At 58.7% G+C, this 21139-nt stretch carries 22 protein-coding genes and 5 pseudogenes; 14 read left to right on the forward strand and 13 right to left on the reverse strand.

Annotated features, from left to right (window positions below; all coding sequences use genetic code 11):
• The first annotated feature begins 2 nt into the window (after positions 1-2).
• From ACVTFQ_RS29075 to ACVTFQ_RS29085, 3 genes and pseudogenes are all read left to right on the forward strand, one after another.
• Complete coding sequence (locus tag ACVTFQ_RS29075; RefSeq protein WP_112980588.1) at positions 3-1115, forward strand: FAD binding domain-containing protein; 1113 nt, start codon at positions 3-5, stop codon at positions 1113-1115.
• A gap of 72 nt (positions 1116-1187) precedes the next feature.
• A pseudogene (locus tag ACVTFQ_RS29080) lies at positions 1188-1413 on the forward strand (XdhC family protein); the annotation flags it as partial.
• A pseudogene (locus ACVTFQ_RS29085) lies at positions 1411-1623 on the forward strand (transposase); the annotation flags it as partial. The pseudogenes ACVTFQ_RS29080 and ACVTFQ_RS29085, both read left to right, overlap by 3 nt.
• Positions 1624-1944: 321 nt before the next feature.
• On the opposite strand, the gene ACVTFQ_RS29090 reads toward ACVTFQ_RS29085, so the two are convergent.
• Both ACVTFQ_RS29090 and ACVTFQ_RS29095 read right to left on the reverse strand, forming a co-directional pair.
• The gene (locus tag ACVTFQ_RS29090; protein WP_113177660.1) at positions 1945-2397 is read right to left on the reverse strand and encodes a VOC family protein; all 453 of its coding nucleotides are present in this window, start codon (positions 2395-2397) and stop codon (positions 1945-1947) included.
• A 12-nt stretch (positions 2398-2409) separates the two neighbouring features.
• Positions 2410-2571 carry a hypothetical protein gene (locus ACVTFQ_RS29095; RefSeq protein ID WP_162718203.1) on the reverse strand — a complete coding sequence of 54 codons (162 nt, stop codon included), beginning with the start codon at positions 2569-2571 and terminating at the stop codon, positions 2410-2412.
• Positions 2572-2807: 236 nt separating this feature from the next.
• Between ACVTFQ_RS29095 and gcvA the strand changes: the two genes are divergently transcribed.
• The 3 genes from gcvA to ACVTFQ_RS29110 all read left to right on the forward strand — a co-directional run bounded on the left by gcvA (position 2808) and on the right by ACVTFQ_RS29110 (position 6228).
• A complete protein-coding gene (gene gcvA, locus ACVTFQ_RS29100; protein WP_113177662.1) occupies positions 2808-3749 on the forward strand; it encodes a transcriptional regulator GcvA in 942 nt (313 codons plus the stop codon).
• A gap of 442 nt (positions 3750-4191) precedes the next feature.
• A complete protein-coding gene (locus ACVTFQ_RS29105; protein ID WP_470424371.1) occupies positions 4192-5280 on the forward strand; it encodes an extracellular catalytic domain type 1 short-chain-length polyhydroxyalkanoate depolymerase in 1089 nt (362 codons plus the stop codon).
• 78 nt (positions 5281-5358) lie between these two features.
• Entirely contained in the window at positions 5359-6228 is an 870-nt protein-coding gene (locus tag ACVTFQ_RS29110; protein ID WP_470424372.1) for a transglutaminase family protein, read from the forward strand.
• Here ACVTFQ_RS29110 and ACVTFQ_RS29115 read toward each other — a convergent pair.
• Positions 6217-6447: a hypothetical protein gene (locus ACVTFQ_RS29115; protein WP_162746484.1), complete on the reverse strand. Its 231-nt coding sequence runs from the start codon at positions 6445-6447 to the stop codon at positions 6217-6219. The genes ACVTFQ_RS29110 and ACVTFQ_RS29115 overlap by 12 nt on opposite strands.
• Here ACVTFQ_RS29115 and ACVTFQ_RS29120 point away from each other — a divergent pair.
• The 3 genes from ACVTFQ_RS29120 to ACVTFQ_RS29130 all read left to right on the forward strand — a co-directional run bounded on the left by ACVTFQ_RS29120 (position 6446) and on the right by ACVTFQ_RS29130 (position 7702).
• On the forward strand, positions 6446-6655 hold the full coding sequence (locus ACVTFQ_RS29120; RefSeq protein WP_111564205.1) for a cold-shock protein: 210 nt from the start codon (positions 6446-6448) through the stop codon (positions 6653-6655). The two genes, ACVTFQ_RS29115 and ACVTFQ_RS29120, sit on opposite strands and share 2 nt — an antisense overlap.
• A 167-nt stretch (positions 6656-6822) precedes the next feature.
• Positions 6823-7032 carry a hypothetical protein gene (locus tag ACVTFQ_RS29125; RefSeq protein ID WP_111564204.1) on the forward strand — a complete coding sequence of 70 codons (210 nt, stop codon included), beginning with the start codon at positions 6823-6825 and terminating at the stop codon, positions 7030-7032.
• A gap of 178 nt (positions 7033-7210) precedes the next feature.
• Positions 7211-7702, forward strand: a complete 492-nt coding sequence (locus tag ACVTFQ_RS29130) for a hypothetical protein (RefSeq protein ID WP_111564203.1) — start codon at positions 7211-7213, stop codon at positions 7700-7702.
• A 358-nt stretch (positions 7703-8060) separates the two neighbouring features.
• On the opposite strand, the gene ACVTFQ_RS29135 is transcribed toward ACVTFQ_RS29130, so the two are convergent.
• Both ACVTFQ_RS29135 and ACVTFQ_RS29140 read right to left on the reverse strand, forming a co-directional pair.
• Entirely contained in the window at positions 8061-8615 is a 555-nt protein-coding gene (locus tag ACVTFQ_RS29135) for a hypothetical protein (protein WP_470424373.1), read from the reverse strand.
• Between the two features lie 329 nt (positions 8616-8944).
• Positions 8945-9382: pseudogene (locus ACVTFQ_RS29140) on the reverse strand (Mu transposase C-terminal domain-containing protein); the annotation flags it as partial.
• A 371-nt stretch (positions 9383-9753) separates the two neighbouring features.
• Here ACVTFQ_RS29140 and ACVTFQ_RS29145 point away from each other — a divergent pair.
• On the forward strand, positions 9754-10131 hold the full coding sequence (locus tag ACVTFQ_RS29145; protein ID WP_111564335.1) for a response regulator: 378 nt from the start codon (positions 9754-9756) through the stop codon (positions 10129-10131).
• Positions 10132-10866: 735 nt separating this feature from the next.
• On the opposite strand, the pseudogene ACVTFQ_RS29150 reads toward ACVTFQ_RS29145, so the two are convergent.
• A pseudogene (locus ACVTFQ_RS29150) lies at positions 10867-11391 on the reverse strand (transposase); the annotation flags it as partial.
• Positions 11392-11630: 239 nt separating this feature from the next.
• Here ACVTFQ_RS29150 and ACVTFQ_RS29155 point away from each other — a divergent pair.
• Positions 11631-11756, forward strand: a complete 126-nt coding sequence (locus ACVTFQ_RS29155; RefSeq protein WP_283193637.1) for a hypothetical protein — start codon at positions 11631-11633, stop codon at positions 11754-11756.
• Between the two features lie 396 nt (positions 11757-12152).
• On the opposite strand, the gene ACVTFQ_RS29160 is transcribed toward ACVTFQ_RS29155, so the two are convergent.
• The 7 genes and pseudogenes from ACVTFQ_RS29160 to ACVTFQ_RS29190 form a co-directional block, all read right to left on the reverse strand.
• Positions 12153-12755, reverse strand: a complete 603-nt coding sequence (locus ACVTFQ_RS29160; protein ID WP_111564201.1) for a general stress protein — start codon at positions 12753-12755, stop codon at positions 12153-12155.
• A gap of 23 nt (positions 12756-12778) precedes the next feature.
• Entirely contained in the window at positions 12779-13090 is a 312-nt protein-coding gene (locus tag ACVTFQ_RS29165) for a PepSY domain-containing protein (protein WP_111564200.1), read from the reverse strand.
• 243 nt (positions 13091-13333) lie between these two features.
• Positions 13334-13489 (reverse strand): annotated as a pseudogene (locus ACVTFQ_RS29170) (transposase); the annotation flags it as partial.
• A 719-nt stretch (positions 13490-14208) separates the two neighbouring features.
• Positions 14209-14460 (reverse strand): GlsB/YeaQ/YmgE family stress response membrane protein, encoded by a 252-nt coding sequence (locus ACVTFQ_RS29175; protein ID WP_111564199.1) that lies wholly within the window; start codon positions 14458-14460, stop codon positions 14209-14211.
• Between the two features lie 1018 nt (positions 14461-15478).
• The gene (locus ACVTFQ_RS29180; RefSeq protein ID WP_111564198.1) at positions 15479-15706 is read right to left on the reverse strand and encodes a hypothetical protein; all 228 of its coding nucleotides are present in this window, start codon (positions 15704-15706) and stop codon (positions 15479-15481) included.
• Between the two features lie 1067 nt (positions 15707-16773).
• Positions 16774-17034: a PQ-loop domain-containing transporter gene (locus tag ACVTFQ_RS29185; RefSeq protein ID WP_111564196.1), complete on the reverse strand. Its 261-nt coding sequence runs from the start codon at positions 17032-17034 to the stop codon at positions 16774-16776.
• Positions 16983-18236, reverse strand: a complete 1254-nt coding sequence (locus tag ACVTFQ_RS29190; RefSeq protein WP_111564195.1) for a cation:proton antiporter — start codon at positions 18234-18236, stop codon at positions 16983-16985. Before ACVTFQ_RS29190 ends, ACVTFQ_RS29185 begins: the two co-directional genes overlap by 52 nt.
• Before the next feature lie 1176 nt (positions 18237-19412).
• On the opposite strand from ACVTFQ_RS29190, the gene ACVTFQ_RS29195 reads away from it, so the two are divergent.
• Genes ACVTFQ_RS29195 through ACVTFQ_RS29205 form a run of 3 tightly spaced genes read left to right on the forward strand, consistent with a single transcriptional unit; the run spans position 19413 to position 21137 of the window.
• The gene (locus ACVTFQ_RS29195; RefSeq protein WP_146618535.1) at positions 19413-20015 is read left to right on the forward strand and encodes a hypothetical protein; all 603 of its coding nucleotides are present in this window, start codon (positions 19413-19415) and stop codon (positions 20013-20015) included.
• A gap of 14 nt (positions 20016-20029) precedes the next feature.
• The gene (locus ACVTFQ_RS29200) at positions 20030-20575 is read left to right on the forward strand and encodes a hypothetical protein (protein WP_111564193.1); all 546 of its coding nucleotides are present in this window, start codon (positions 20030-20032) and stop codon (positions 20573-20575) included.
• Positions 20565-21137, forward strand: coding sequence for a hypothetical protein (locus tag ACVTFQ_RS29205; protein WP_111564192.1), 573 nt, complete (start codon positions 20565-20567; stop codon positions 21135-21137). The genes ACVTFQ_RS29200 and ACVTFQ_RS29205 overlap by 11 nt, the downstream gene beginning before the upstream one ends.
• Positions 21138-21139 lie beyond the last annotated feature (2 nt).

Consider the following 21139-nt stretch of genomic DNA (forward strand, 5'->3'; position numbering starts at 1 on the left):
TCATGAAACCATTGCGTATTCGCGTTGTCGGTGGCTCGCTCGCGGGCCTGTTCACCGCAATTCTGTTGCAAATTGACGGTCATGATGTGGTTGTTTACGAGCGCTCTCACTCCGGACTTGCCGGACGCGGAGCGGGACTGGTGCCCCAGGAAGACGTCTTTCACATGCTGAGGATGATCGGCGCGGATCACGCTGCCAATGTCGGCGTGATCGCCCGCGAACGGATCTACTTCAATGCCGATGGCTCGGTCGCCCAGAAGCTGTCGATGCCACAGATGCAGATTTCGTGGGACTTTCTTTACTCTGAAGTCTTGGCACGTCTGGAAAAAGGACGGTACCAAACCGGACGTGCCGTTGAGGCCGTAATTGATGCCGACGATGGTGCTACCATCGTTTTTGCCAATGGTTCATCCGAAAAAGCCGATTTGGTGATCGGTGCGGACGGGCTCGGCTCGGTGGTTCGGGCGACCCTCAACGAGGACTGGCATAACCGATATGCGGGATATGTCGCTTGGCGCGGACTGTTGCCTGAAAATGAACTTCCTTCGGGAGCATCAATTCTGATCGATCGTTTCGCCTTTTATATCCAGTCCGGTGTGCATATTCTCGGCTACCTAGTACCTGGCCCTAACGGCGAAACGACGCCGGGACAAAGGCGCTACAACTGGGTCTGGTACCGCCCCGTCAATGACGCCGAGCTGGCAAGCACCCTGACCGATCGTGACGGAACAGCCTATCCTTATTCCCTCCCGCGCGGCACTATTGTAACAAGCCGGGTGGAGGCCCTGCATGCGGATGCTGCGGCGATGCTGCCGACACCGTTCGCGCTCGCCGTTCAGGCAGAGAATACGCCGTCGATCCAGGCGATCTTTGACTACGCGGCTGATCGCATGGTTGGCCAATCCGTAGCGCTGGTCGGAGACGCGGCCTTTGTTGCTCGACCCCATACCGCGATGGGAGTTTCGAAGGCGGCCGCAGATGCAGTTTCCCTGCAACGAAACTTGGTGCGGGCAAGCTCACTTCGGGAGGGTTTAGCAGCATATCAGTCGGAGCGCATGTTCATCGACGAGCAAACCGTTGCTTATGGGCAACGACTTGGTGGCTCGGCTCTTTAGAAGCCGGGCACTTCCCTCTGAAATCAACGCACTCACGCTTTTACCTTGTCCAATTAACGAGGATAGGTCCTTATGACGGAAATACTCGTCCCGTTCAGGGTAAGCAGCACCGACAGTCCTGTCGATATCCTCACCTTTGCGGCCTCCGCTGTGCAACGCGGCGGAGCAGCCCTTGCGACATTGGTCGAAATAAGCGGCGGCGCAGCGCGTGCGCTGGGAGCGCAAGTTGCGATCGTTGCGGATGGCGGGATTTGTTGGCTATGTGTCGGGTGGGTGTGTCGAGACCGCCGTTGCAGCTTGGCGTGGCGGTGAAGTGAAGCCGACTGCCCGTTCCAAGCCAGCAGCCAAGCGAGAGCGGCGCAGACCCGATCCTCTACTCGCCGTCACTGCTGAACTCCCGGAATGGTTCGAGGCGGAGCCTTGGCGAACTTGGCGGGAGTTTCTTGAACGCTTGCAGGTCAAACACCCCGGCTCGTATCCCGACGGCCTTATTCGAACCGTGCAGCGCCCGCCGTCGACACCAGATGGTGAAGGCGCCGATATCGCCGAATAGGCGGCTCATCTCGGCTTCCTGTGTCATATCGGCGGACATGGTGCGCAAGCGGGATCCTGCGGCAAGCGTCCCAGCGGCTGCCTGGAGCTTGTCCTTCAGCGCGCCCGACGATCACAACTTCCGCACCGCGCTCGAGCGCAGCGCCGGCCACGCCCAGCCCAATGCCGGAACTGCCGCCAATTTACGATAACTTTCTTTCCATAAGCGATGCCATGGGAGCCTCCATAAGCTTGTGATTTGGGTTGAGTTTTGCGTCGGGGAGCGTTGCGATAGAAGTTAGCCTTGGTAGGCGCGCTCCAGATCCGCGATGACGATCTTCTTCATCTTGTACATGGCCTGCATCACCCGGCTGGCCTTCGCCTGGTCGGGATCGGCAATCATCCGGAGAAGAATACTGGGCGACACCTGCCAGTAGACGCCAAACTTGTCGGTCAGCCATCCGCAGGGCTGTTCCTTGCCGCCGTCGGCGATGAGGGCATTCCAACAGTAGTCCGTCTCCGCCTGGTCGTCGGTCTCCACCAGAAAGGAGAACGCTTCGTTGTAGGGGATAGACGAGTTGGCATTGAGGGCGGCTACAGGCAGGCCTGGCAGCTCGAACCGCACGACTGACAGTTCCGGGTCGGGCAGTTTCGTGGGTTCGAGGACCTTGGATCCGCGGAACACGGACATATAGAATTCCATGGCCTCCTCGGCTCGTCCGTTGAACCAGAGATGGGGGTAGACTTTCATATCGCTTCTCCTTCAGGGCGTGAGACCACGGGGTGCGGACGATCGGACCCGGTGGATCACCGAGCTGTCCCAGTCGCGCTCGAATCCGATATCGTTGAGCCGACGATCTGAAAACCGCTCGATGCGCCGCATCGCCACGCGGTGCAGCAGAGCGAAGAGCAGGCCCGTGGTCATTCCGCTCATCGTCGAGAGCAGGGAGGAAACCGCCGGGCCAAGAGCAGATGACGGCGCACCGCCACAGTCCCCCGTGTTTGAGTGAGTATTCATCATGGCTTGTCATTCTCTTTCCGTGGCGCTGCCTTCGGACAGCGCGAAAAATGTTCTGTAATGAGGGGATTTTGAGCCTTGCACCGCTGGACGACAAACGATGAATAGTCGATCATATGTGACTGTTACTCACAGGCTTTGCCATGGCTCGTAGACTGCCGCCCCTGACGACATTGCCCGCATTCGACGCTGCTGCCCGCCATCTCAGCTTCACGAAGGCTGCTGCCGAGCTCAATGTGACCCACGGCGCGATTAGCCGAGCTGTGCGCCATCTCGAAGACGGGCTGGGCGTGCGGCTGTTCGATCGCGGGACGCGCTCAGTAGAGCTCACGGCGGAAGGCCTGGCTTATGCAGCAGAGGTAGGAGCGGCCCTGGATCGGATAAGCGTCGCGACGATGGCAACCGCCGCTTCGCGATCGTCCGGCGTGCTGAATGTCAGCACGTCCGATGGCTTTGCCGGGCGGTGGCTTGTTCCCCGGCTACATCGGTTTCATCGGCCCCACCCCGATATCGACGTGTGCCTCTCAACGTCCGGAGTGCTCGCCGACTTCGTCAGGGATGGAATCGACATCGCGATCCGCTATGGCGAAGGCAATTACGACAACGTGACGTCGGAATTATTGATGGACGAGGACGTCTCTCCGGTTTGCAGTCCCGAGCTCCTCCAAAGAAAGCATCCTTTGCGGACGCCCGAGGATCTGCGGCACCACAGGCTCATTCATGACAACTTCCGCATTGCCTGGTCGACCTGGCTACAGGCTGCGGGCCTATACGGCATTGACCACACAAGCGGCGTGAAATTTGAAACCGCGGCCTATGCTATCGAGGCTGCGGCGCAAGGGGAGGGGGTTCTTCTTGGACGCAGCGCGCTGGTTTCAGCCGATCTGGCATCGGGACGGTTGGTGCGCCCGTTCGATCTCGCGTTGAAATCCCGATGGAGCTATTACGTAGTCTACCCTGAAGGCGGGCTTCGGCATCGGAAGCTGAGAGCGTTTCGAGATTGGCTCTTCAGCGAGACGACGGCTGATGAACACCGCCTCAAGAGAAGCCTGTCGGCAAACGATTCAGCGGAAAGCTCAGTCTGATCTGGCCACATTGCGCCGCCGGCGCCACCTCCGCACTGTCAGCCGGCGCTGAGCTCTCCTCGACGTGATTTTTGCCTGTTCTGCTCGATGATTTGGGCCATTCTTTAGATAATGCTTTTCGGCGCCATCTTGACGACGCATACCGATTCATTGGCTGCCTTAGGTACTTCGCGACCATCCTCAGCTTGCCGACGTTGGTCCTGTCGGTATTCGCGACAGCCCGGCGTCAGTCAGGCTCGTGCCTTGGAACGAGAAACGCAGCGATTTCCTGCAGCCAGGCCGAGAAGGAAGCGTGATAACGGCCCTATCTGCCAGTTGAATGCGGCGTTTGCAGTGGGCTCGGCTTCTCTATCCGACGTTCGGCACTTGCAATTGTGCAGTGCAGCATTACCTACGACATCCGGGACGTCGATTGGCCTTCCGCGACCAGCGAGGATGCTCCATGAGAAGTCTTTCGGATACATTGCAGCGCTTGCAACGATACCGCAACATTCCGGTGGTGGATGCGGCTCCAACCAGACTAACGCAGCTGGAGATCGCTAGCGCTAATCCCGGCAACCTCCTCGGCTGGTACTATGCTCCCGAAAACGGCGATCGATCTGGCCCGCTTGCGCTTGTCGTCGTCCTGCATGGCTGCACCCAGACCGTGGCCGGCTACGATGCCGGATCAGGGTGGTCGAAATTGGCGGACGAATTCGGTTTCGCCGTTCTGTTTCCCGAACAGTCCCGCCAGAACAACCCCAACCTCTGTTTCAACTGGTTTTCCGAAAGCAACATTGAGCGGGATCGCGGAGAGGTCCGCTCGATCCGTGAGATGATCGATACGATGGTTTCCGACCACGGCATCGATCCAGCACGAGTGTTCATCACGGGGCTGTCAGCCGGCGGCGCCATGGCGAACGCTATGCTTGCTGCTTATCCGGAGGTGTTTTCCGGCGGAGCGATCATTGCGGGTCTGCCCTATGGCGTTGCATCCACGGTCCCGGAAGCGTTTGACCGGATGCGGGGCCACGGCCTGCCCTCCCACCAACGGCTCCAAGAGCGTCTCCGATCGGCATCGCCGCATGTTGGCCCGTGGCCCACGATATCGGTCTGGCACGGTACGGCCGACAAGACCGTCGATGAGTTGAACGCACGGGCCATCATTGAGCAGTGGAAGGCTATGCACGAGGTTGGCGATCAGCCGGCGCGGTCCGACGCTATGGATGGACATGAACATCACATTTGGACAAACAGGGCAGGCGCGGACGCCATTGAGCTTCACCGCATTCGCGGCATGGGACACGGCACTCCGATCGACACGTCGAGCGGCTATGGCGCGCGAGCCCCCTACATGCTCGACGTCGGCGTCTCCTCGACGGAACACATTGCCCGCAGTTGGGGTCTCACGCCCTCCTTCGAGCGTCGGGTCCAACCTGATGGGAGGGCGACGACCTCAAACGAGATAGGAAGCGATGACCGCAAGGATGTGACGAACTATGTCCAGGATGTCATCGAGAGCGCGCTGCGATCCGCCGGGCTTATGAGATGAGATTTCCTTGGCTGCCCCGAGGGAGAAACCATCCCTGAACACATGCGCGCTTTTGGTCCTTCTGCGCGAGGAGCGTAAATGGCAGAGCTTTCCATAAAGCACCGGACGACCTACAGCTACCGGTTTCCCGTCCAACTCACGCCCTATCGGCTATTGCTGCGACCGCGCGAAGGGCCGGATCTTTTGCTGCAACATCACCAGATTACGGTCTCGCCCGAAGGCAGGGTGGCCTGGACGACGGATGTATTCGGAAACGCGATTGCGACCCTGACGTTCTCGGAGCCGACACGCCGGCTGGAGATCGTAAGCCATGCCGACGTCGACCTGAAATCGCAGGCCTGGCCGGTGTTCGACATCGCCGCGTCGGGCGCCACCTACCCTTTCCTTTACGACGATCAGGATTGGAAGGATCTTGGTTCTCTCAGGGATGCTCAATATCCCGACCCTTCCGGTGAACTGCATCAGTGGGTCATGGGCTTCGTCATGGGGAACTCGACCGACACGCTGTCGCTGTTGAAGGACCTCAGTGCCGGCGTTGCGAACGGCGTTGCCTATCAGGGGCGAGATATTGAAGGGACGCAGGCTCCGCTGGAAACCCTTCGCCTAAGGTCCGGGAGTTGCCGGGACCTTGCGACACTCTTTGCCGAATCTGTGCGGGTTCTTGGCCTCGGGGCGAGGATCGTGTCCGGATATCTCCACGACCCAGTGAGAACCCTCGTCGGTTCGTCGCCGGGCGGATCGACCCATGCATGGGTTGAAGTGTTCCTCCCGGGTGCAGGATGGATCGCGTTCGATCCGACGAACAGGAGCATGGGTAGCGCAAACCTGATCCCGGTGGCCGTCGCACGCGACATTACCCAGCTTATGCCTGTGTCGGGAACGTTTATCGGCCCTGCGGATGCGTTCGTTTTGATGGATGTCGCCGTGGACATCGCTTTAATCGCTTGACGGTGCGAGCAACAGACGGAGCGGTTGAATTTTCCATGGGCAGAACATAAATCCGGCGCGCCCTTGTAAAATCAGAACTTGTGCCCATATATTGTTTATCGACCATTGCTTGTGATGTTGGTTCGGAGCTTCGCTCCCGTCGGATTTCCTCAAATCATCGATCTTATCCCGCAAGGCATCGCGGGAACCACAACGATTGTTCTGAAAGGAGATCGTCATGACGACTGGTTCCGTCAAATGGTTCAACTCCACCAAAGGCTTCGGCTTCATTCAACCGGATAACGGTAGCACGGACATCTTCGTCCATGCGTCCGCTGTCGAGCGCGCCGGAATGCGTTCGCTCTCAGATGGCCAGAAGATCTCCTACGAGGTTGTTCGGGACCGCAAGTCCGGCAAAAGCTCCGCCGAAAATCTTCAGGCGGCTTAAGTTTTCATTCGCCTCGCTGACCACGGATGTACTGGCAGCAGAGCTGAGTGACTATGAGAGGTCGAGGTTAGCGCCCGGCCTTTTTGTTTGGCTGGCCTCGTCTCCCGCTTCGATCCGACCGTCGACGTCTCGGATGCGTCCGAGCTACACACCGAAAGAGAATTATCATGACCACGACGACGCAGGAGTTGTTCAAGCCCGAGAAAATCTCCGCACGCGATAAGGCTGCGACCACGAGTCAAGTCGCGCGACAGATCATTGAAACGGAAGCGGCCGACCGGATCCGCAAAACCGAGCGCCTGCGCCAGTTGCGCGAAGCGCAGCCGATCGAGCTGAAACCGATACGTCCTGCTCGGCGCCGGAAATCAGCACCATAGGTTGGGTGATAAGGGCGTATCAGCGGGGACCAACCGCTGCTTGGACGACGCTTTCACGGAAAGAGACGGTGCTTCTCACCTTTAAAAATTTTTGGCCAAGCCCTTCCAGCGCCGCTCCTGTAGCTGTCGCCGTTACAAGCTTCGTCTACATCCTGTTCCTAATCTCGGAGGGTTGGCTATGGTGAGTATAACCGGCGTGAAACAGTCTCTTCTTCGAAAGCTTCTCAAAAGAGCTGATTACGCGACGCTTGACTTGAAGCCCGAAGCGGGAGCGAACCACGCGGCGGAGAGCACTCTCATTGAGCAGATCCGATCCGGCATGATCCGACCGGATGGCTATCCCGCGCCGACAATCAAAGCTGACACGCGACGCCCTGGCGAGCCGATGGATCAAGGAACGATCTCGCACGGGCAGGCGCATCGCCTGGACGAGATGAATCCTGTTGAGAAAAGCTGTGAACCGGAAGAGCAGATCGAATTCGCCGCGAGCTCCAATGGCGACTGCTGGATCCTATGCGGTCAGAGCAAGCCTGAAAGTGCCTTTGTCCTTCATCGGGCCAATCCGGCGTCGGGCGGGCACGAAACACGAAGGTCGGTCGACGCCTTCCTCGATCTGAAACCCAACGGGCCTGAACATGTGGCCCTACGAGCGTTACTCCAAGATCGATAAAACAGGAGCCCAACCCTGGAACCAGTTTCGGGTGAAGCTTTAGCTTCAAATTTCAAGCGAAGGGCAACGGGATGAAGTCGGCACTGAACATCTTCCCACCCGATTTCATACGGATGAAGGGGGCCGACTCCCCCAAAGCGCTTTCGCTTGGAGGACGACGCTCTAACTCTGGGACCGTACAGAGCGCAATGTCGGTAAGACGTCCTATCCTGATCGCCGCGCTCCAGCCACCGCGAACAGGTTTCAATCAGAATGTGAGGGCATAGGTTCGATGACCCGCGGACGAGATGGACACTTAACGACCAGGACGCCGCCTGCCCGGTTTCGAGAGCAGTCACAAAGAACTTTTCAGAGCAATTCACTGTAAAGCATGGTGATCCACAGGACGCTCCCCGCGAGCCAGACCAGCCCGGGCCACATGAGCTTGCGGCTGTCGTCGGTTCTCGTTGCAAACAGAGCGATCGCGGCCCCGGCCACGCACGATGTACCAGACGCCGAGCGAGGCGAAGTGCTCTCGTCCTTTGATGAGCGTGTCGATCAGGTCGAAAGCAAAGGATATGGCAAAGAGGGCGAAGAAGGCGTGCCGTCTTCGGATGACAAACACCTCCCTGTCACCATGGTCCTGAAGATGGTCGGGGTAGAGCGGCGTCGACATCAGGAAAAACAACGAAGCGTTGGCAAGCACGAAAATGTAGATCCAGAAATTCCATGTCTCGACCAGGCGAAGCGCGAACTCCCACCACCAGAAATGGACGGCGCCAAGCAGAAGTGCCATTGACCAGACGATCTGCGCATGCATCCTATCGGTCTTTCCTGGCTCCTGCAGGCGACGAGACAGACCGGACAGCACGCGGGTTATCGACAGCCCGAGGATCAGGCTGACGAGAACTCGCAAGTGTCCATAGGCGTCCATGCTTCAAATCCTCTCGCGTTATCGAGGCCTCATTGCCGGCGCTGCGGTAGCCACCGGAGACGCCTGGTTGCTGTGGTGGCAAAGGTCCCGCGTCCGTGTCGGATCCCGCTGAGAGAAATCGCAAACAGCAGCCCCGCGCAGACCAGCAACAGATATCCACCCACTTGGCGATAGGCGATCACAGCCAATATGCCGCCCAGGAGAAAAGCCACGATCGTCCAGACGTGCAGCTTGAGCCGCGTACGGTTTTCGGCGGCGTGGGCATCGGGTTCTCGTCCGCGTAAAATGTCGAACGCAATACCGAACGCCCGAGGCCACCGGCGCCGAGGCGGTGCATGGATATAGCCCGTTCTTGGCTTAAGGCGCAGCAGGTGCTTCGGATTGGATGAGCGCTTCTTCGCAATCTCTTCAGGCGAGAATAATGCCGGAATGCGCAGGGCGACCGTGACATAGGATGGCATGGCAAGACCGGCTTCCTCGCAACGCGCCTGGATCTCGGCAACGACAGGAGTGAGTGGAGGCGCCTCGAGCGTCACCCATTCCTCGCGCAGCGTTGCGTCGATGATGTCCTCGATCTGTTGGGGCAGTCGCTTGCGCCGGCTGACGGCGGCGCGTGGCGGCAGGGCCGTCGCCGTTCGATCCGCGCGATAACGGGCAAGGAGATTGTAGACTTGCCGCGTCGTCAGCCGCAGCTCCGCTGCGGCGCGAGCCATGGCAGCTTGCCGCGGGCCATCACTATCGAGGATTTTGTCCAGCTCTCGAGACAAGCGGCGAGCGGCCGACCATTGCTCATCCGGAATCGGTCGAGTTGCGACTATTGGATCGCGCAATTGCTTGGTCAAGAGAGTGCTTCATTGAAATCGTTAGCGGAAAATTCGCGCGAATCTATTCGCTAAAACTAACTTGCCTATGACATTTTGCCGTTTGAAATCGGGAAGTAAAAGCCACAGAGGTCATCTGTATCATGGGATTGCGGCCACCGTCATCTTCAAGGCCGCGATACTTGGAGGTTTTAGGACGCCACCTTCCGGCGGTTCGTTCGTATTTTATTAAATATGTTCGATAATAATCCCGTCGGAGGGGCGATCGAAAACCTGGGCGAGCGAGTTCATCTCGTGTCCACGGAATGGAGACGGCCATGTACCAGCGTACCGTACTTATCGTAGAAGACGAGCTTTTGATCCGAATGGTGCTCGCCGACACATTGTTTGACCGGGGCTACGATGTGCTGGAAGCAGGAAACGTTCTCGAGGCTGTCGCAATCCTCGGGCAAAAAGAGCTTGATGCCGTAATCACCGATGTTGATATGCCGGGTGGCTTGAGCGGCCTCGATCTTCTGCGGATGATGTCAAGAAACCACGCGAGCGTCCCCGTCATCGTCGCCTCCGGTGGGCATCTACTTAGTCAAGATGATCTGCCGACAGGCGCGGTGTTTATACCCAAGCCCTACAGCGTGACGGCCATCGCGTCATTGGTCGATGAGATGACCTCTTCCGCCAAGCGCCGTCGGGCTTGAAGGCAAGGGCGACGCGGGGAACAGGTTTGACTGCGCCGGGTTCGATGTCTCGAAACCAAATGGTGGATGAGAGATAACCCAGATTTTTTCGTACACGGTATGTTTCAGAACCACAAAAACTGGGACCGCTGGGTCCGCTTTTTTCCGCGCGGGGATATGACTGCAGCGCGCCCGCGTGACCGCTACCCGGCATGACGCTCTTTAACCACGATCGCGGATCGCAGGCGGCGCAGCACTACCCTCGCCTGGTGAAGGGCTGCGGGGTTTTGGCGCTGGAGGAAAGTATCCCCGCTGAGCCTATACTGGCGAACGCATCAGAGCGCGATCGCCTTGAACGCGGCGGCGGCGTTCGGGCCCCGCTCGGCCTTTTATCTCACGCCGATCCGGAAGCTGGCGACCGTATCAACCTTAGGGGCGAAAACGAACAGATCGCTCGCGCGTCCCTCTTTCAGTTCGATCTCGACCTCCCTTATCGGAGAACGGCGGTCAGCGGAAATGGCGTAAACCTCATCAAGGGCCACCTCTATCCGTTAGCCATTCTCCACGATATTCCACAGCCGCCTCGCGATCATCAAGTCGAAAAAGGATTCAAGCTTCAGCTCGCCACCGAGTTCCCCAGGCAGCCCGCTCGTGTGATCGAGAACGGGTTCGTTGCTCTCGATCAGCGCTTCCCATTCGGACCGCGCAAACAGCGATCCGCTTGGCCCCGTCGCCTTCACGGCTTGCGTCCTGGTGTCGCCCACCCGCCTGACGCGCCCGCACTTTGAGGTAGGTGCCGTCCACCCACAAGTACGGCCAGTCGCCCTCGATTGGCCGATCGAGAAAGGCTTTGACCTTGTCATCGATCTCTTCGCACAGGCGGGAAACCTGGCTCTTTGAGATGCCGCTCATCCCCATGGCCTTGACGAGATCATCCACGGAACGCGTCGAGATGCCCTGAATGTAAGCTTCCTGGATAACAGCTGTCAGCGCCTTCTCGGCCATGCGGCGTGGCTCGAGGAAGGTTGGGAAGTAAGACCCTTTACGCAGCTTTGGGATACGCAGCTCTACCGTACCTGCACGCGTCTCCCAGTCACGGTCGCGATAACCGTTGCGTTGCGCCAATCGTGATGGGCTCTTCTCACCGTGGGCCGCGCCAGTTGCAGCGCTAACTTCCAATTCCATCAGTCGCTCAGCAGCAAAACCGATCATGTCGCGCAGAATATCCGCGTCCGGGGTCTTCTCCACAAGCTTGCGTAGGTCCATTATGTCGTTGGTCATCGATGTATCCTTCGTATCTGGTTGAGTGTCAGCAACCCAACCATACCGGAGATTATCGATGACCGCCCGCAAAGCCGCTCACTCGCTACAGCGCGCTAAGGGCGCGCTCGCGAGCGGCTTTGCTACCGTCGACTTACACCACATAGTGTGATCGCTCAGGGCCTAGGCTCAGGCGTCGACTCTCCACACTGTCTCTTGTCAACTGTGGCCAGTGTGCCCAAGCTATGAGGAGAACTGCCATGAAGTATCATGCCGGACTGGATGTCAGCCAGCAAACGACATCAATCTGGATCGCTGATGACGAAGGCAGGATTGTGGCCGAGCGGAAAGTAGCGTCGTGCCCAGACGCGATTGGAAGCGTTTGAACCGTTCTCGGTAAGAGGCGGTCAAAGTGCCGACCTCGAAGAGAACCATGAGCCTGACCCGCGATGCCAGCTGCGACCAGCTTGACAACCGCGATCAGAGAACGCTCGGGGACACGATCGCGAACTCGTGCGAGGCGTCTTAAAGGGGAGGCACAATCTTCTAATGATTGGCCGATATGCTTCACTACAGCCACGAAGCATAGATCCTAGTCGGCTCTTCAGCATATCCAACTGCTCTCCACCGGCTTCCTGAAGACATGGGCGCCAGTGTGTTGGTCAGGTCCAACCGGGCCGCCTCGTGCATTGGCTTTTCGCCACGCGGCGCCGCGAGACCCCATAAAGGCGCGCTTCGAGCGGCCCGAGATGGACCGCTCGACGTTGCCTCACCGCGATGGATCAACCGCGACGATACCGCGAACGCTCCGCTTCAATCTGTTCCGCCGAATAGGGCTCAGCGTTCTCGTCGAAGCGGTTCCAACCCTGTTCCACATAGCTGGCTCGTCGCGATTGATAATCAACCGGACGGGACTGCGTAAGGATGGACTGAGCGGTTGCGACCTTGCTCTCTTCGACCCTCGCGGTAACTACCGAACCCCCTCGGCGAATTCCCTCGGCGTAAAAATTCGCTTCGTCTTCGGAAACGCCTTCCCGAACCATGGCGCCGACGATGCCGCCAACCGCGCCCCCTGCAACAGCGCCCGCGACAGCGCCAGCTGCCGTGGCCGCCAGCCATCCCGCGGCGACGACCGGACCAACACCTGGAATGGCCAACATTCCAAGTCCCGTCAGAAGACCGCCCGCGCCGCCGGCAACCGCGCCGACACCCGCGCCGGTTCCAGCCCCTTCAGCCGCATGGGATCCCTGTCCCTCGACATCGACGCCGTTTGCCTTGTTCGTGACGATACTGATGTCGTCGGACGGCACGCCAGCGTCTTCAAGCGCCTTCACAGCGGAACGGGCGTCGTCGTAGCTGTCATATAGTCCAGTAACTGTTCGCATGTTTTTGTCTCCTCTTCTTTTGTTTACTTGGCCAACGTCACGTTGCCCTGAAAGTCCAGGGAAACCTTGACGTCCGCCCCGTCCTTCTTCGCGTTGGCGCGCCAAACGCCTTGGTCGTCAAGCTTTAGGCTCATGACGTCAGTGTAGCCGGCACCTTCGATGCGCGACTTCGCCTGATCCTCGGTGAAGCTATTCTTGCCGGCGACCGGGGCGGCGGGATTGTGTTCCGTGTTAACGGCCGGCGTCGTCTGCGAGGTGGACGGGGTCTCGCTCTGCGCGAACGCGGCGGTTGCCGAAAGGATTATGGCGGCGGAAAGCGTTGTGATCTTTTTCATTGGTGTCTCCTCGAGTTACGAGGACGAAACCTCGAAAAAGACTGTTTGTTCCGAGGCTTATGACAAATTGTTTGATTAAGGTTATTCGGTCCCAATCGCGCAGTCACTGCGTGACAATCCATACTGTCCCGTCTCGCCGAGTAGACCGCAACGATGATGGCCATCCCGGTAAAGCCGATGAGCCCACGATCCTGATAATCACGAGAGTGGATGTAAATGTCGATTACGCGATGAAATTCTCATCCCCATGGCCTTGACGAGATCATCCACGCAACACGTCGAGATGCCCTGAATGCAAGCTTCCTGGATAACAGCTGTCAGCGCCTTCTCGGCCATGCGGCGTGGCTCGAGGAAGGTTGGGAAGTAAGACCCTTTACGCAGCTTTGGGATACGCAGCTCTCACTGGCTTTGATCCAGGGCATGCGGTGATGGCTGACGCGCGTTTGGATCTGATTTTTGTGTGGGGAGACGTGTCCCCACGGTGACCGCGATCACGACAACCTCCTGATGGAAAGGGATGGGCTACCGGAACCGACCAGAGCTCAGTCGTTGGAAGAATTCGCCTAACTCGTTTGGAAAACGTTTCCGAGCTGTCTCGAATCACGCGTGCGCCGTGAAGATCTAGACCCACCTCAAGACCGGATCGCCCCTACGCGGACTCACCAGCCGGTCGCGGTGTATTTTCCTGACCTCTCGAAAAGCGACCGAAGTCTTTTGGTCCATCTGAAACTTCGAAGCCGCATCTGCTCCACGCCACGCGTTTCTTCCCACGAGCCAAACATATTTTCGAGACTTGCGGGGTCTCGCGTGGGCCTTGCCAAGCGTTATCACGGCGTTGTGGCGCACTTTAACCGACGGCAGTGGAAGTCGTCACCTTGTCCAAAGCTTATCCGTTTGAATTGCGATGTTGTGTCCCGCCGTCAGACTCATGTCCAGATGACCTCACGCGCCGCCCCACGGTGACCCGGCGCCGACAGAACGCGATCGCGTTCGAGCCGCCCCGGACAGACCCCGTTAGGAGCGAGGCGACGGCAACGCTGCATGGCCCAGGAAACTTTAATGGGCCGCCGCGTCGCCGCGCGCTTTTGGGGCTTGGTTTGAGAGCAACCGTGATTTCCTCAACGCCGGAAGATTCGTCCGATCGCGATCAGGATGCAGGCGCCGACGAAACCCGCAATGAGGTATCCAATCCAACCTCCAAGCACGACACCGAAAACGGAAAGGATAGCGTTCGCGACGATTGCGCCCACGATGCCTAGTATGATGTTCATGATCACGCCCATGTTGGACCTCATGAACTGCTCGGCGAGCCAACCCGCGATTCCACCAATGATTATTGCCGCTAACCAGCCAATGCCTGCCTGTTCCATGTTGCTTGCTCCATCGAAGCCGTTGGTCGTCAGCTTGAGTTAGGGCTCGTCGCGAAGCCGTCAATCCGACCAGTTCGTGAAGCTCCGCGGATGAGCAGCCCTCGGCAGATTATCCCCTTCAGTCCAGCTGGCGAATATCCCGACACAGGGAACCTATTCAATCGCCTTTTGTTCGGTACGAAGGCGTCCTTTGCTACCCGGATGTCTGCCCGATATCCTTCGGTCGGGTGAAGCCCTCGCGAAATTCGCGGGGGCTTCGTAGCGTGATTGGAAAGAACCGCGCTATCTAAGACGGGTGGATAATATGACTATCGTTGGGAACCCAGTGGCGTTTTCCACATTGGACTGGGGTCTCATGACTTGCGACGGGATAAATGGCCGCGGAAAATCGCGACATCAACTGCCCGCTGGGCTGTTCGCCGTCAAATCGACCTTTTTTATCCCTGCCGAGCGTGAGATCGGGATCGACACCATGGCTGACCGGTTGGCGCTAGCACGGGGATCGGCGCCGAAACGCTCGATTACACCGACGAGAATCTCCATGAGCGTATGCTCGACCTGACGGACGGTAGGGGCGGATGCGGTGATCGAGGCATGTTGGCATGGAAAGCCATGGGGCGGGGAGATTGATGGAAACAATGCAATCGAAGCTCCAGCATCGAGCCTCTTTACGCCTTGTGGCAAGCGGTCCTTGCATGTCGTCCAGGCGGCATCGTCTTATCGCCTGGCATGTTCGTTGGGTCGGCCATCGCGGCGCCCTTTGGTGCATTCCACGGCAAAGCCCTCACGCTAAAGAGGGGGCGGACCCATTTTCAGAGATGCCCGCGCCCGCTGATGGATCGGATCGTCGAAGGGAGGAACGATCCATCTTCCCTCCTCACGCATAGGACCAGGCTAGAAGGAGGGCAGAGGCCTAGAAGATTCGCGACAAGAAGGACGGCTGCGTGAGGGTTGTCATTCGACCAAACGCATAGTTCCCTGGGGCTCTCCGGTAAAGCGGAGGCTCCAACGGGCAAGGTTACTCGGCAGCGACCCTGAGTTCCGCCGCGACGGCGTCAAGCAATTCGATCGGCGCGATTATATCGAAGTCCTCGATCATGTGGTGCTGGTCGGAACCGGTCACCGCTAGCGTCCAATAGTCTGGGTCCTCGCCAAAGATCGTGGACACTTGAACGACTGTTGCACTTCCCTTTGCATGCTTTCGCGGTCGCGCCCAATAAAACGCATCTGGGACCAATCTCGTCATCACGCTCACTCCCCACGGGTGCGCCGACGATATCAGAATTTTCTTGAAACGCCATGGTTGGCGTTTGTCGGGTACCGTACCATCGCCCTGCCGGCCGGTCGCCAGGAAGTTGGACCGCAGCACGCAGCAAGGCGATGGCATGATGATCGAAACTAGTCGGTGATGCGAATTCTTGGCGCCACCATGAAACGCTCCTTTCCAGCATTAGTGCAGTGAACCGCCAGCACGGTCCCATGCGCCGGGCAGCAGGGATAAGCTACCGGGATTGCCGCCGAAGCCAGTATTCTCCACCGGTAGACCCAGGGCGCCATGATTTCCCCAGATCTTCCGACGAATGCTTCCAGCCAGCCATCCTGCCCGGCCCGCGACCTCGTCGAATGACAGTCAGCACGGTATCATCGTCCAATCGCACGCTTGATGGCATTATGCTGTAACTTTCGTCGTCGTAGGGAAGCCGACACTTGGCCTGGAACGACCTGCCACCGTTCAAGCTCTCGGCGCACAGCGTTCTTCCCTCCTGACCGTCAGGCTTCGCGCAGGTCACCATGAACAATGCATGTTGCGATGATATGGGAAGGATGTCGGTTCTGGTGGCGGCGCCGCCGATATCATGCCCGCTGAACCCAAAAGGTCCGTCCCAGTGCGCGCCTCGGTCCCGGCTGAGGTAGAACCAGCTCCTAGCATTGATCCCAAGGTCTGTTCGAGCCGCCAGCAAATGCACTCCGGGTCAAGAAAATCACTTGGCGCGGTGACGCGATCGAAGTGTCCATCATGAAGCCTCGGCCCGGACCGAAGGCGTCTTGCAACGTGCTCATCCGCGGAAAGACTTTCACCGCCCGGCGCGTGCCCGTGGAATTCCTCCACCATCCACGATTTCCCCCCCATCCTTGCTACGGGCCTGCCTAGGCACGAAGTTGTGGCTTTTATCGCGTGCGTGGAGCTCACCCTGATCCTCCAACCAACACGGCGAGAACCTCTTCCTCCCAGCGCCAGAGCCCATAATCGGCTGGCCAGGCGGCGAAGTGATGCTTCTCGCGGTAGACAACGGAATGTTCGGCCAAAATCCGTCATCTATCCCCCGCGATCGCGTACAAGACCGAGGAGTTTGAACGCCGAGACCCCATTATGGTGAGGACGTAAATTTTCGCTGATATCTCTTTTGTCTCGCGGCTGCGAATAATCTTGGCGGCTTGGGGAATGAAGCTAGCGACCGAGCACATGGACGCGCCGCAACCGATCATTGTCGCCATATCCATCACGACTTGCTCCAGTGCGGTTACATTGCCGTCGGCTTCGTGGCGTCCACGCCTCGTTTGCGATCGATCCATCCCATGACGGGAGTGACCGCGATCCCGTGCAGAAAGATCGATGCCAAGATTATGACAAAGACCGTCGCCCAAACGGTTTCCATGCCGGTGAAGTCAGCCTTGCCCGAGGCGTAGGCAAGGTAATAGATCGATCCCAGACCCCGGATCCCGAAGACCGACACGATTAGCTTTTCGGCTGTTGGGTGGCCGCATCCAGCAAGGCTTAACCAGCCGGCGAGAGGCCGAACGAAGACAAGTGTCGCTGCCCCGACGATGGCGACCCGCCAATCGACTAGATCCAGCAGCGATCCTTCCGCGACGATAGATCCGAAGCAGACGAGCAGGACCATCATCAAGAGCCGCTCGATCTGTTCCCCGAAATCGTGCAGTTCACTGTGGAAGCGGCTCTTGCGCTCGACGTGACGAATGGTCAGCGCGGTCACGAATACCGCGACGAACCCGTATCCGTGCAGGAGTTCCGTCGCGCCGTAGGACAGAAACGTGAAACCTAGCGCGGCCAAGCCATCCCCGGTTTTTTCGATCCGTCTGGTCTCGGGCAGTTTAAAGGTCAAATAACCGAGCAATCGACCGATGAGCCATCCGACCCCAATTCCGGCCGCGAGCTTCCAGACGACATCGAAGGCCAACCAGTAACCGATCCACTCCTGTCCGTTGCTTGTCGCCATGGCGATCGCGGCCATGACGAAGGGGAAGCTTAGCCCGTCATTCAGCCCTGCTTCCGACGTTAGGGAGAACCGAATATCGTCTTCCTCGCCGGTTTGCGGCGGTCCAACTTGTACATCGGCGGCAAGGACCGGATCGGTGGGCGCGAGTGCCGCGCCAAGCAGAAGCGCCGAGGCGGGTGGCAAGCTGAGTAGCCACCACCCAAGAAGAGCGATGCCGGCGATCGAAAGAGGCATGGCGATGCCGAGCAGACGCCAGGTGATCATCCAACGTTTCCATCCTAGCGCTCGGTCAATCTTCAGGCCCGCGCCCATCAAAGCCACGATGACCACCAGTTCCGTGAGATGCTCGGCCCAGCTGGTGTTTTCCAGGGGATTGAAGCGTGGAAGGGGCGTGAATGGCGACCAGGTCAGCAACATGCCGATGACAATGCAACAGATGGGCAGAGATATCGGCATGCGTTTCAAGGCCAGCGGCAGCCACGTCGTCAGAAGCACGATCAACCCGAATATGAAAAGTGTAATGACGTAGCTGTTCAATCGGCTATTTCTCCCGCGTCGGCTTAAGCCCGTTCCAGCGGCAATCTGGCGACCTCCGCGCCACGACCTTCACGCTTGCTTGAAAGTCCTCGGCCATGTCATGAGAAACTTGATTGGTGGCGCGGGGCTCCCGGTAACCGACATGGCGGTCCACCTCGGCGGGTCTGTCCGCCGGTATACAGCATGGATTTGAGCCAATTCGCCACCGAACGTCGCACGTTCTCGGCGCGTTCGGTGTCACCATGAATAATGACCGATAACAGACCGCGTCCAAGACGACTTGTGTCGAGTACTGCGGCCCGACACCTCGGGTCCTGTTCCAGGACCGCTCTCGCGCTCTTTGCCCTCTTGAAGCTTTTCGATGACCCACCCGGGCAAGTTTGCTCGCTTCCCGAGCCATTCTCTTCGCGGTGAGTCCGGGTCTGGCCAATGGTGTGGTGAACCGCGATCTGATCCGTGGCCAGACCGTATTTCGGCCCCCGAACTCCACCCCTGATTTTCGGGTCAGAGGAGCCCTCCCTGAGTGCTTGCGCGCGTCGCGAGCGGCATCGGCAATTTTCGCGAGTTCCTCGTCCAAGCAATCACAGGCGGTGTCTTGAAAGTCGTGTGGCGCGAATATGCCGTCAGACAAACCAAACGTTGTCATCGCGATCCTCCAGCCGGCCTGTTTAATTAGGCAAGCCTTACACATAATCAGGTGCCCGGCCAACGAAATATACTTTCCAGGGTTGGTGTTTGACACATATCGGGTCGGTCCTTTTATTAGCTCCACGACGTTTGTTGGGCGTTCGCCATGGAGGCATGCGACAGTTTTTCGGAACTCGTCGCCGAGACAGTTGGTCCCGCGGCAACCCTTGGCGATGCGATGGACCTCGTGGAGCGTGGCCCGCCGATCGATGGAGCGATCCTGGATATCAAGGGAAGTCTGAGGCTTGGACTGCCTTCAGGTGCAGTTGGATCCTCAAAGCTGGGGCGGGACATCGGTTTGCTCCTGTCTCGAAGCAAGTTAACGTTGGGCAATGTCACCAGTTCCAAAGCCGGATCGTCGATTTGGGCCGGTCTTGGCCGCTACGTACCGAACCTCGTTTTGCGAGCGGTTACGGAAGGCCATAATCATAGACCTTCCTATTGGTCGAACCTAGCCGAAAGCCGCTGTCTGAGATAGATATTCACAAGATGGGCGGACTGAAACGAGCAATGCGATCAAAAACGGGCAAGGCGTGGCTAACCAAGCTGCTTGCCGGTGCCGGTGGGCTGTTGGCGGCTTCGATTTCACTTGGGTACACGCTGTATGAGCGCAGGCAGGCCGATGTCGTCCCTCAGGTCGAAGTTGCGACACCGGTGGATGCTGGGCGTTGGAAGGTGTCTTTCGCCGGAAGCGCTTTGGCCAAAGAGATGCCGAATGGAGCGAAGATATCGCCGGGCAAGAAGGCCATCGTTGTCAGCATGATGCTAGAAAACCTGTCGGCACAGAGCTCCAATCTCTATGGAAGCTTGATCAAGCCCACCAATCTGCCCGACACGCCGAAGCCGCAATATTACCTGAGCCGCGACCGGGCCATCCTTTGGGATCTGCAGCCTCGAATGCCCGAGGCGGTAACTGCGGTATGGGAGGTTCCCGCGAATGTCGCATTGCCTGATGTTCTAAGGCTGCGGGTCGAGGGCGAGTTCTTCAAGCCGAGGGACAATCTCTATAACGCGCCGGGCTGGTTCCCCTTGGGGACGGTCGCGGAAATCGCATTGCCGCTGGATGGCGAGACGTCGGAGACAAAACCTTGAGGCGTGCGGCACCAATGATTCCGGCTGTTCTTGGAGCAGCGGCTCTGCTTGCGGCACTCCAGGCAACGACGCCACCCTATGCCACATTGACCGGGCCAATCAGCACCGTGGGTCGTCAGAGCGACACGGTTTCGAGTGATACGTTCAGTGTAAAGATCAACCGCGTCCTGAAGGCGAAGAGCATTGCCTACAAGCAATTTGGACGAGCGGTGGATCTCCAGAGTTCCGGCGTCTGGGTGGCGGTCTCCGCCGAGTTGCAGGCGTTCCAGAAAACCGTGCCGGTTCGCGCCGCGACGCTGATCGGTTCATCCGGTCGAATGTACCGTCAATCGCGACGGGCAGGGGATGCGCCAAACGTTCTCTCGACGAAAACCGTTCAACCCGGATTGCCGACGACGGGCCTGTTGGTGTTCGAGCTTCCTGAGGACGAGCTCCGCAACATGAAGCTTGTGCTTTCCGAACAGTATGATCCGCAGCTGAAGGATGAGATTAGCGTGTCGCTGGAGACGATCGAGACCGCACCGCAGGCTAGGCTGGAGATTCGCAAAGATGGCGTTTGACCGCGAGAGAAGGACTTGGTTGCTGTCGCTCGCAAGCTTGCCGCTTCTCGTAGTCGCAGCTGTTGTCGTCAATGCATGGCGCAACATCGAGGATTACCGGCATCGGATCGAGACGGATATCCAGCAGGGATCCGGCCAGCTCGACTACGCCGGCGCGGCGTGGCGCCTCGAGAAGGTGAGACTTATTGGTGATGGGCGCGACGCGCAACTGCGTCTTCCCGGCGAGATGCGGCTGATCATCGTTCGCATGGTCGCAACCGCCGCCCGCGATATCGGTGACGGCTGGGGCCAATGCGAGGTCAGCCTGGTGGATGGGACGGGGCGCCGCTGGTTGCCGCTCGACGTCATTCTATCGAGCGACATCAGCCGCGATCTGGAGCCTGACAACGAGCCCCTAAAAGGCTGCGGTATCACGTCGCTCGATCCGCCTCATCAAGACCATGCCGCCTTGATCGAGGAGAAGTTCGTCGTTCCTGACGCGGCAATCCCCACGCTGTCTGTAAGGTTGAGCGTCGCGGCCTTGCGGCCGCGGGCGATCGGCTTCCCGCTCGCGTTGAACTGACA

Source organism: Rhizobium sp. O111, assembly GCF_055616315.1.

Bases quoted from the DNA above. Each gene is read 5' to 3' on its own strand.
- ACVTFQ_RS29160 (WP_111564201.1), bottom strand. From the start codon at position 12,755: ATGCGAACAGTTACTGGACTATATGACAGCTACGACGACGCCCGTTCC.
- ACVTFQ_RS29125 (WP_111564204.1), top strand. From the start codon at position 6,823: ATGACCACGACGACGCAGGAGTTGTTCAAGCCCGAGAAAATCTCCGCA.
- ACVTFQ_RS29180 (WP_111564198.1), bottom strand. From the start codon at position 15,706: ATGACGAGATTGGTCCCAGATGCGTTTTATTGGGCGCGACCGCGAAAG.
- ACVTFQ_RS29155 (WP_283193637.1), top strand. From the start codon at position 11,631: ATGAAGTATCATGCCGGACTGGATGTCAGCCAGCAAACGACATCAATC.
- ACVTFQ_RS29130 (WP_111564203.1), top strand. From the start codon at position 7,211: ATGGTGAGTATAACCGGCGTGAAACAGTCTCTTCTTCGAAAGCTTCTC.
- ACVTFQ_RS29205 (WP_111564192.1), top strand. From the start codon at position 20,565: ATGGCGTTTGACCGCGAGAGAAGGACTTGGTTGCTGTCGCTCGCAAGC.
- ACVTFQ_RS29075 (WP_112980588.1), top strand. From the start codon at position 3: ATGAAACCATTGCGTATTCGCGTTGTCGGTGGCTCGCTCGCGGGCCTG.
- ACVTFQ_RS29105 (WP_470424371.1), top strand. From the start codon at position 4,192: ATGAGAAGTCTTTCGGATACATTGCAGCGCTTGCAACGATACCGCAAC.
- ACVTFQ_RS29200 (WP_111564193.1), top strand. From the start codon at position 20,030: ATGATTCCGGCTGTTCTTGGAGCAGCGGCTCTGCTTGCGGCACTCCAG.
- ACVTFQ_RS29195 (WP_146618535.1), top strand. From the start codon at position 19,413: ATGGGCGGACTGAAACGAGCAATGCGATCAAAAACGGGCAAGGCGTGG.
- ACVTFQ_RS29185 (WP_111564196.1), bottom strand. From the start codon at position 17,034: ATGGATCGATCGCAAACGAGGCGTGGACGCCACGAAGCCGACGGCAAT.
- gcvA (WP_113177662.1), top strand. From the start codon at position 2,808: ATGGCTCGTAGACTGCCGCCCCTGACGACATTGCCCGCATTCGACGCT.
- ACVTFQ_RS29090 (WP_113177660.1), bottom strand. From the start codon at position 2,397: ATGAAAGTCTACCCCCATCTCTGGTTCAACGGACGAGCCGAGGAGGCC.
- ACVTFQ_RS29135 (WP_470424373.1), bottom strand. From the start codon at position 8,615: ATGGACGCCTATGGACACTTGCGAGTTCTCGTCAGCCTGATCCTCGGG.
- ACVTFQ_RS29110 (WP_470424372.1), top strand. From the start codon at position 5,359: ATGGCAGAGCTTTCCATAAAGCACCGGACGACCTACAGCTACCGGTTT.
- ACVTFQ_RS29165 (WP_111564200.1), bottom strand. From the start codon at position 13,090: ATGAAAAAGATCACAACGCTTTCCGCCGCCATAATCCTTTCGGCAACC.
- ACVTFQ_RS29115 (WP_162746484.1), bottom strand. From the start codon at position 6,447: ATGACGATCTCCTTTCAGAACAATCGTTGTGGTTCCCGCGATGCCTTG.
- ACVTFQ_RS29175 (WP_111564199.1), bottom strand. From the start codon at position 14,460: ATGGAACAGGCAGGCATTGGCTGGTTAGCGGCAATAATCATTGGTGGA.
- ACVTFQ_RS29095 (WP_162718203.1), bottom strand. From the start codon at position 2,571: ATGACCACGGGCCTGCTCTTCGCTCTGCTGCACCGCGTGGCGATGCGG.
- ACVTFQ_RS29120 (WP_111564205.1), top strand. From the start codon at position 6,446: ATGACGACTGGTTCCGTCAAATGGTTCAACTCCACCAAAGGCTTCGGC.
- ACVTFQ_RS29145 (WP_111564335.1), top strand. From the start codon at position 9,754: ATGTACCAGCGTACCGTACTTATCGTAGAAGACGAGCTTTTGATCCGA.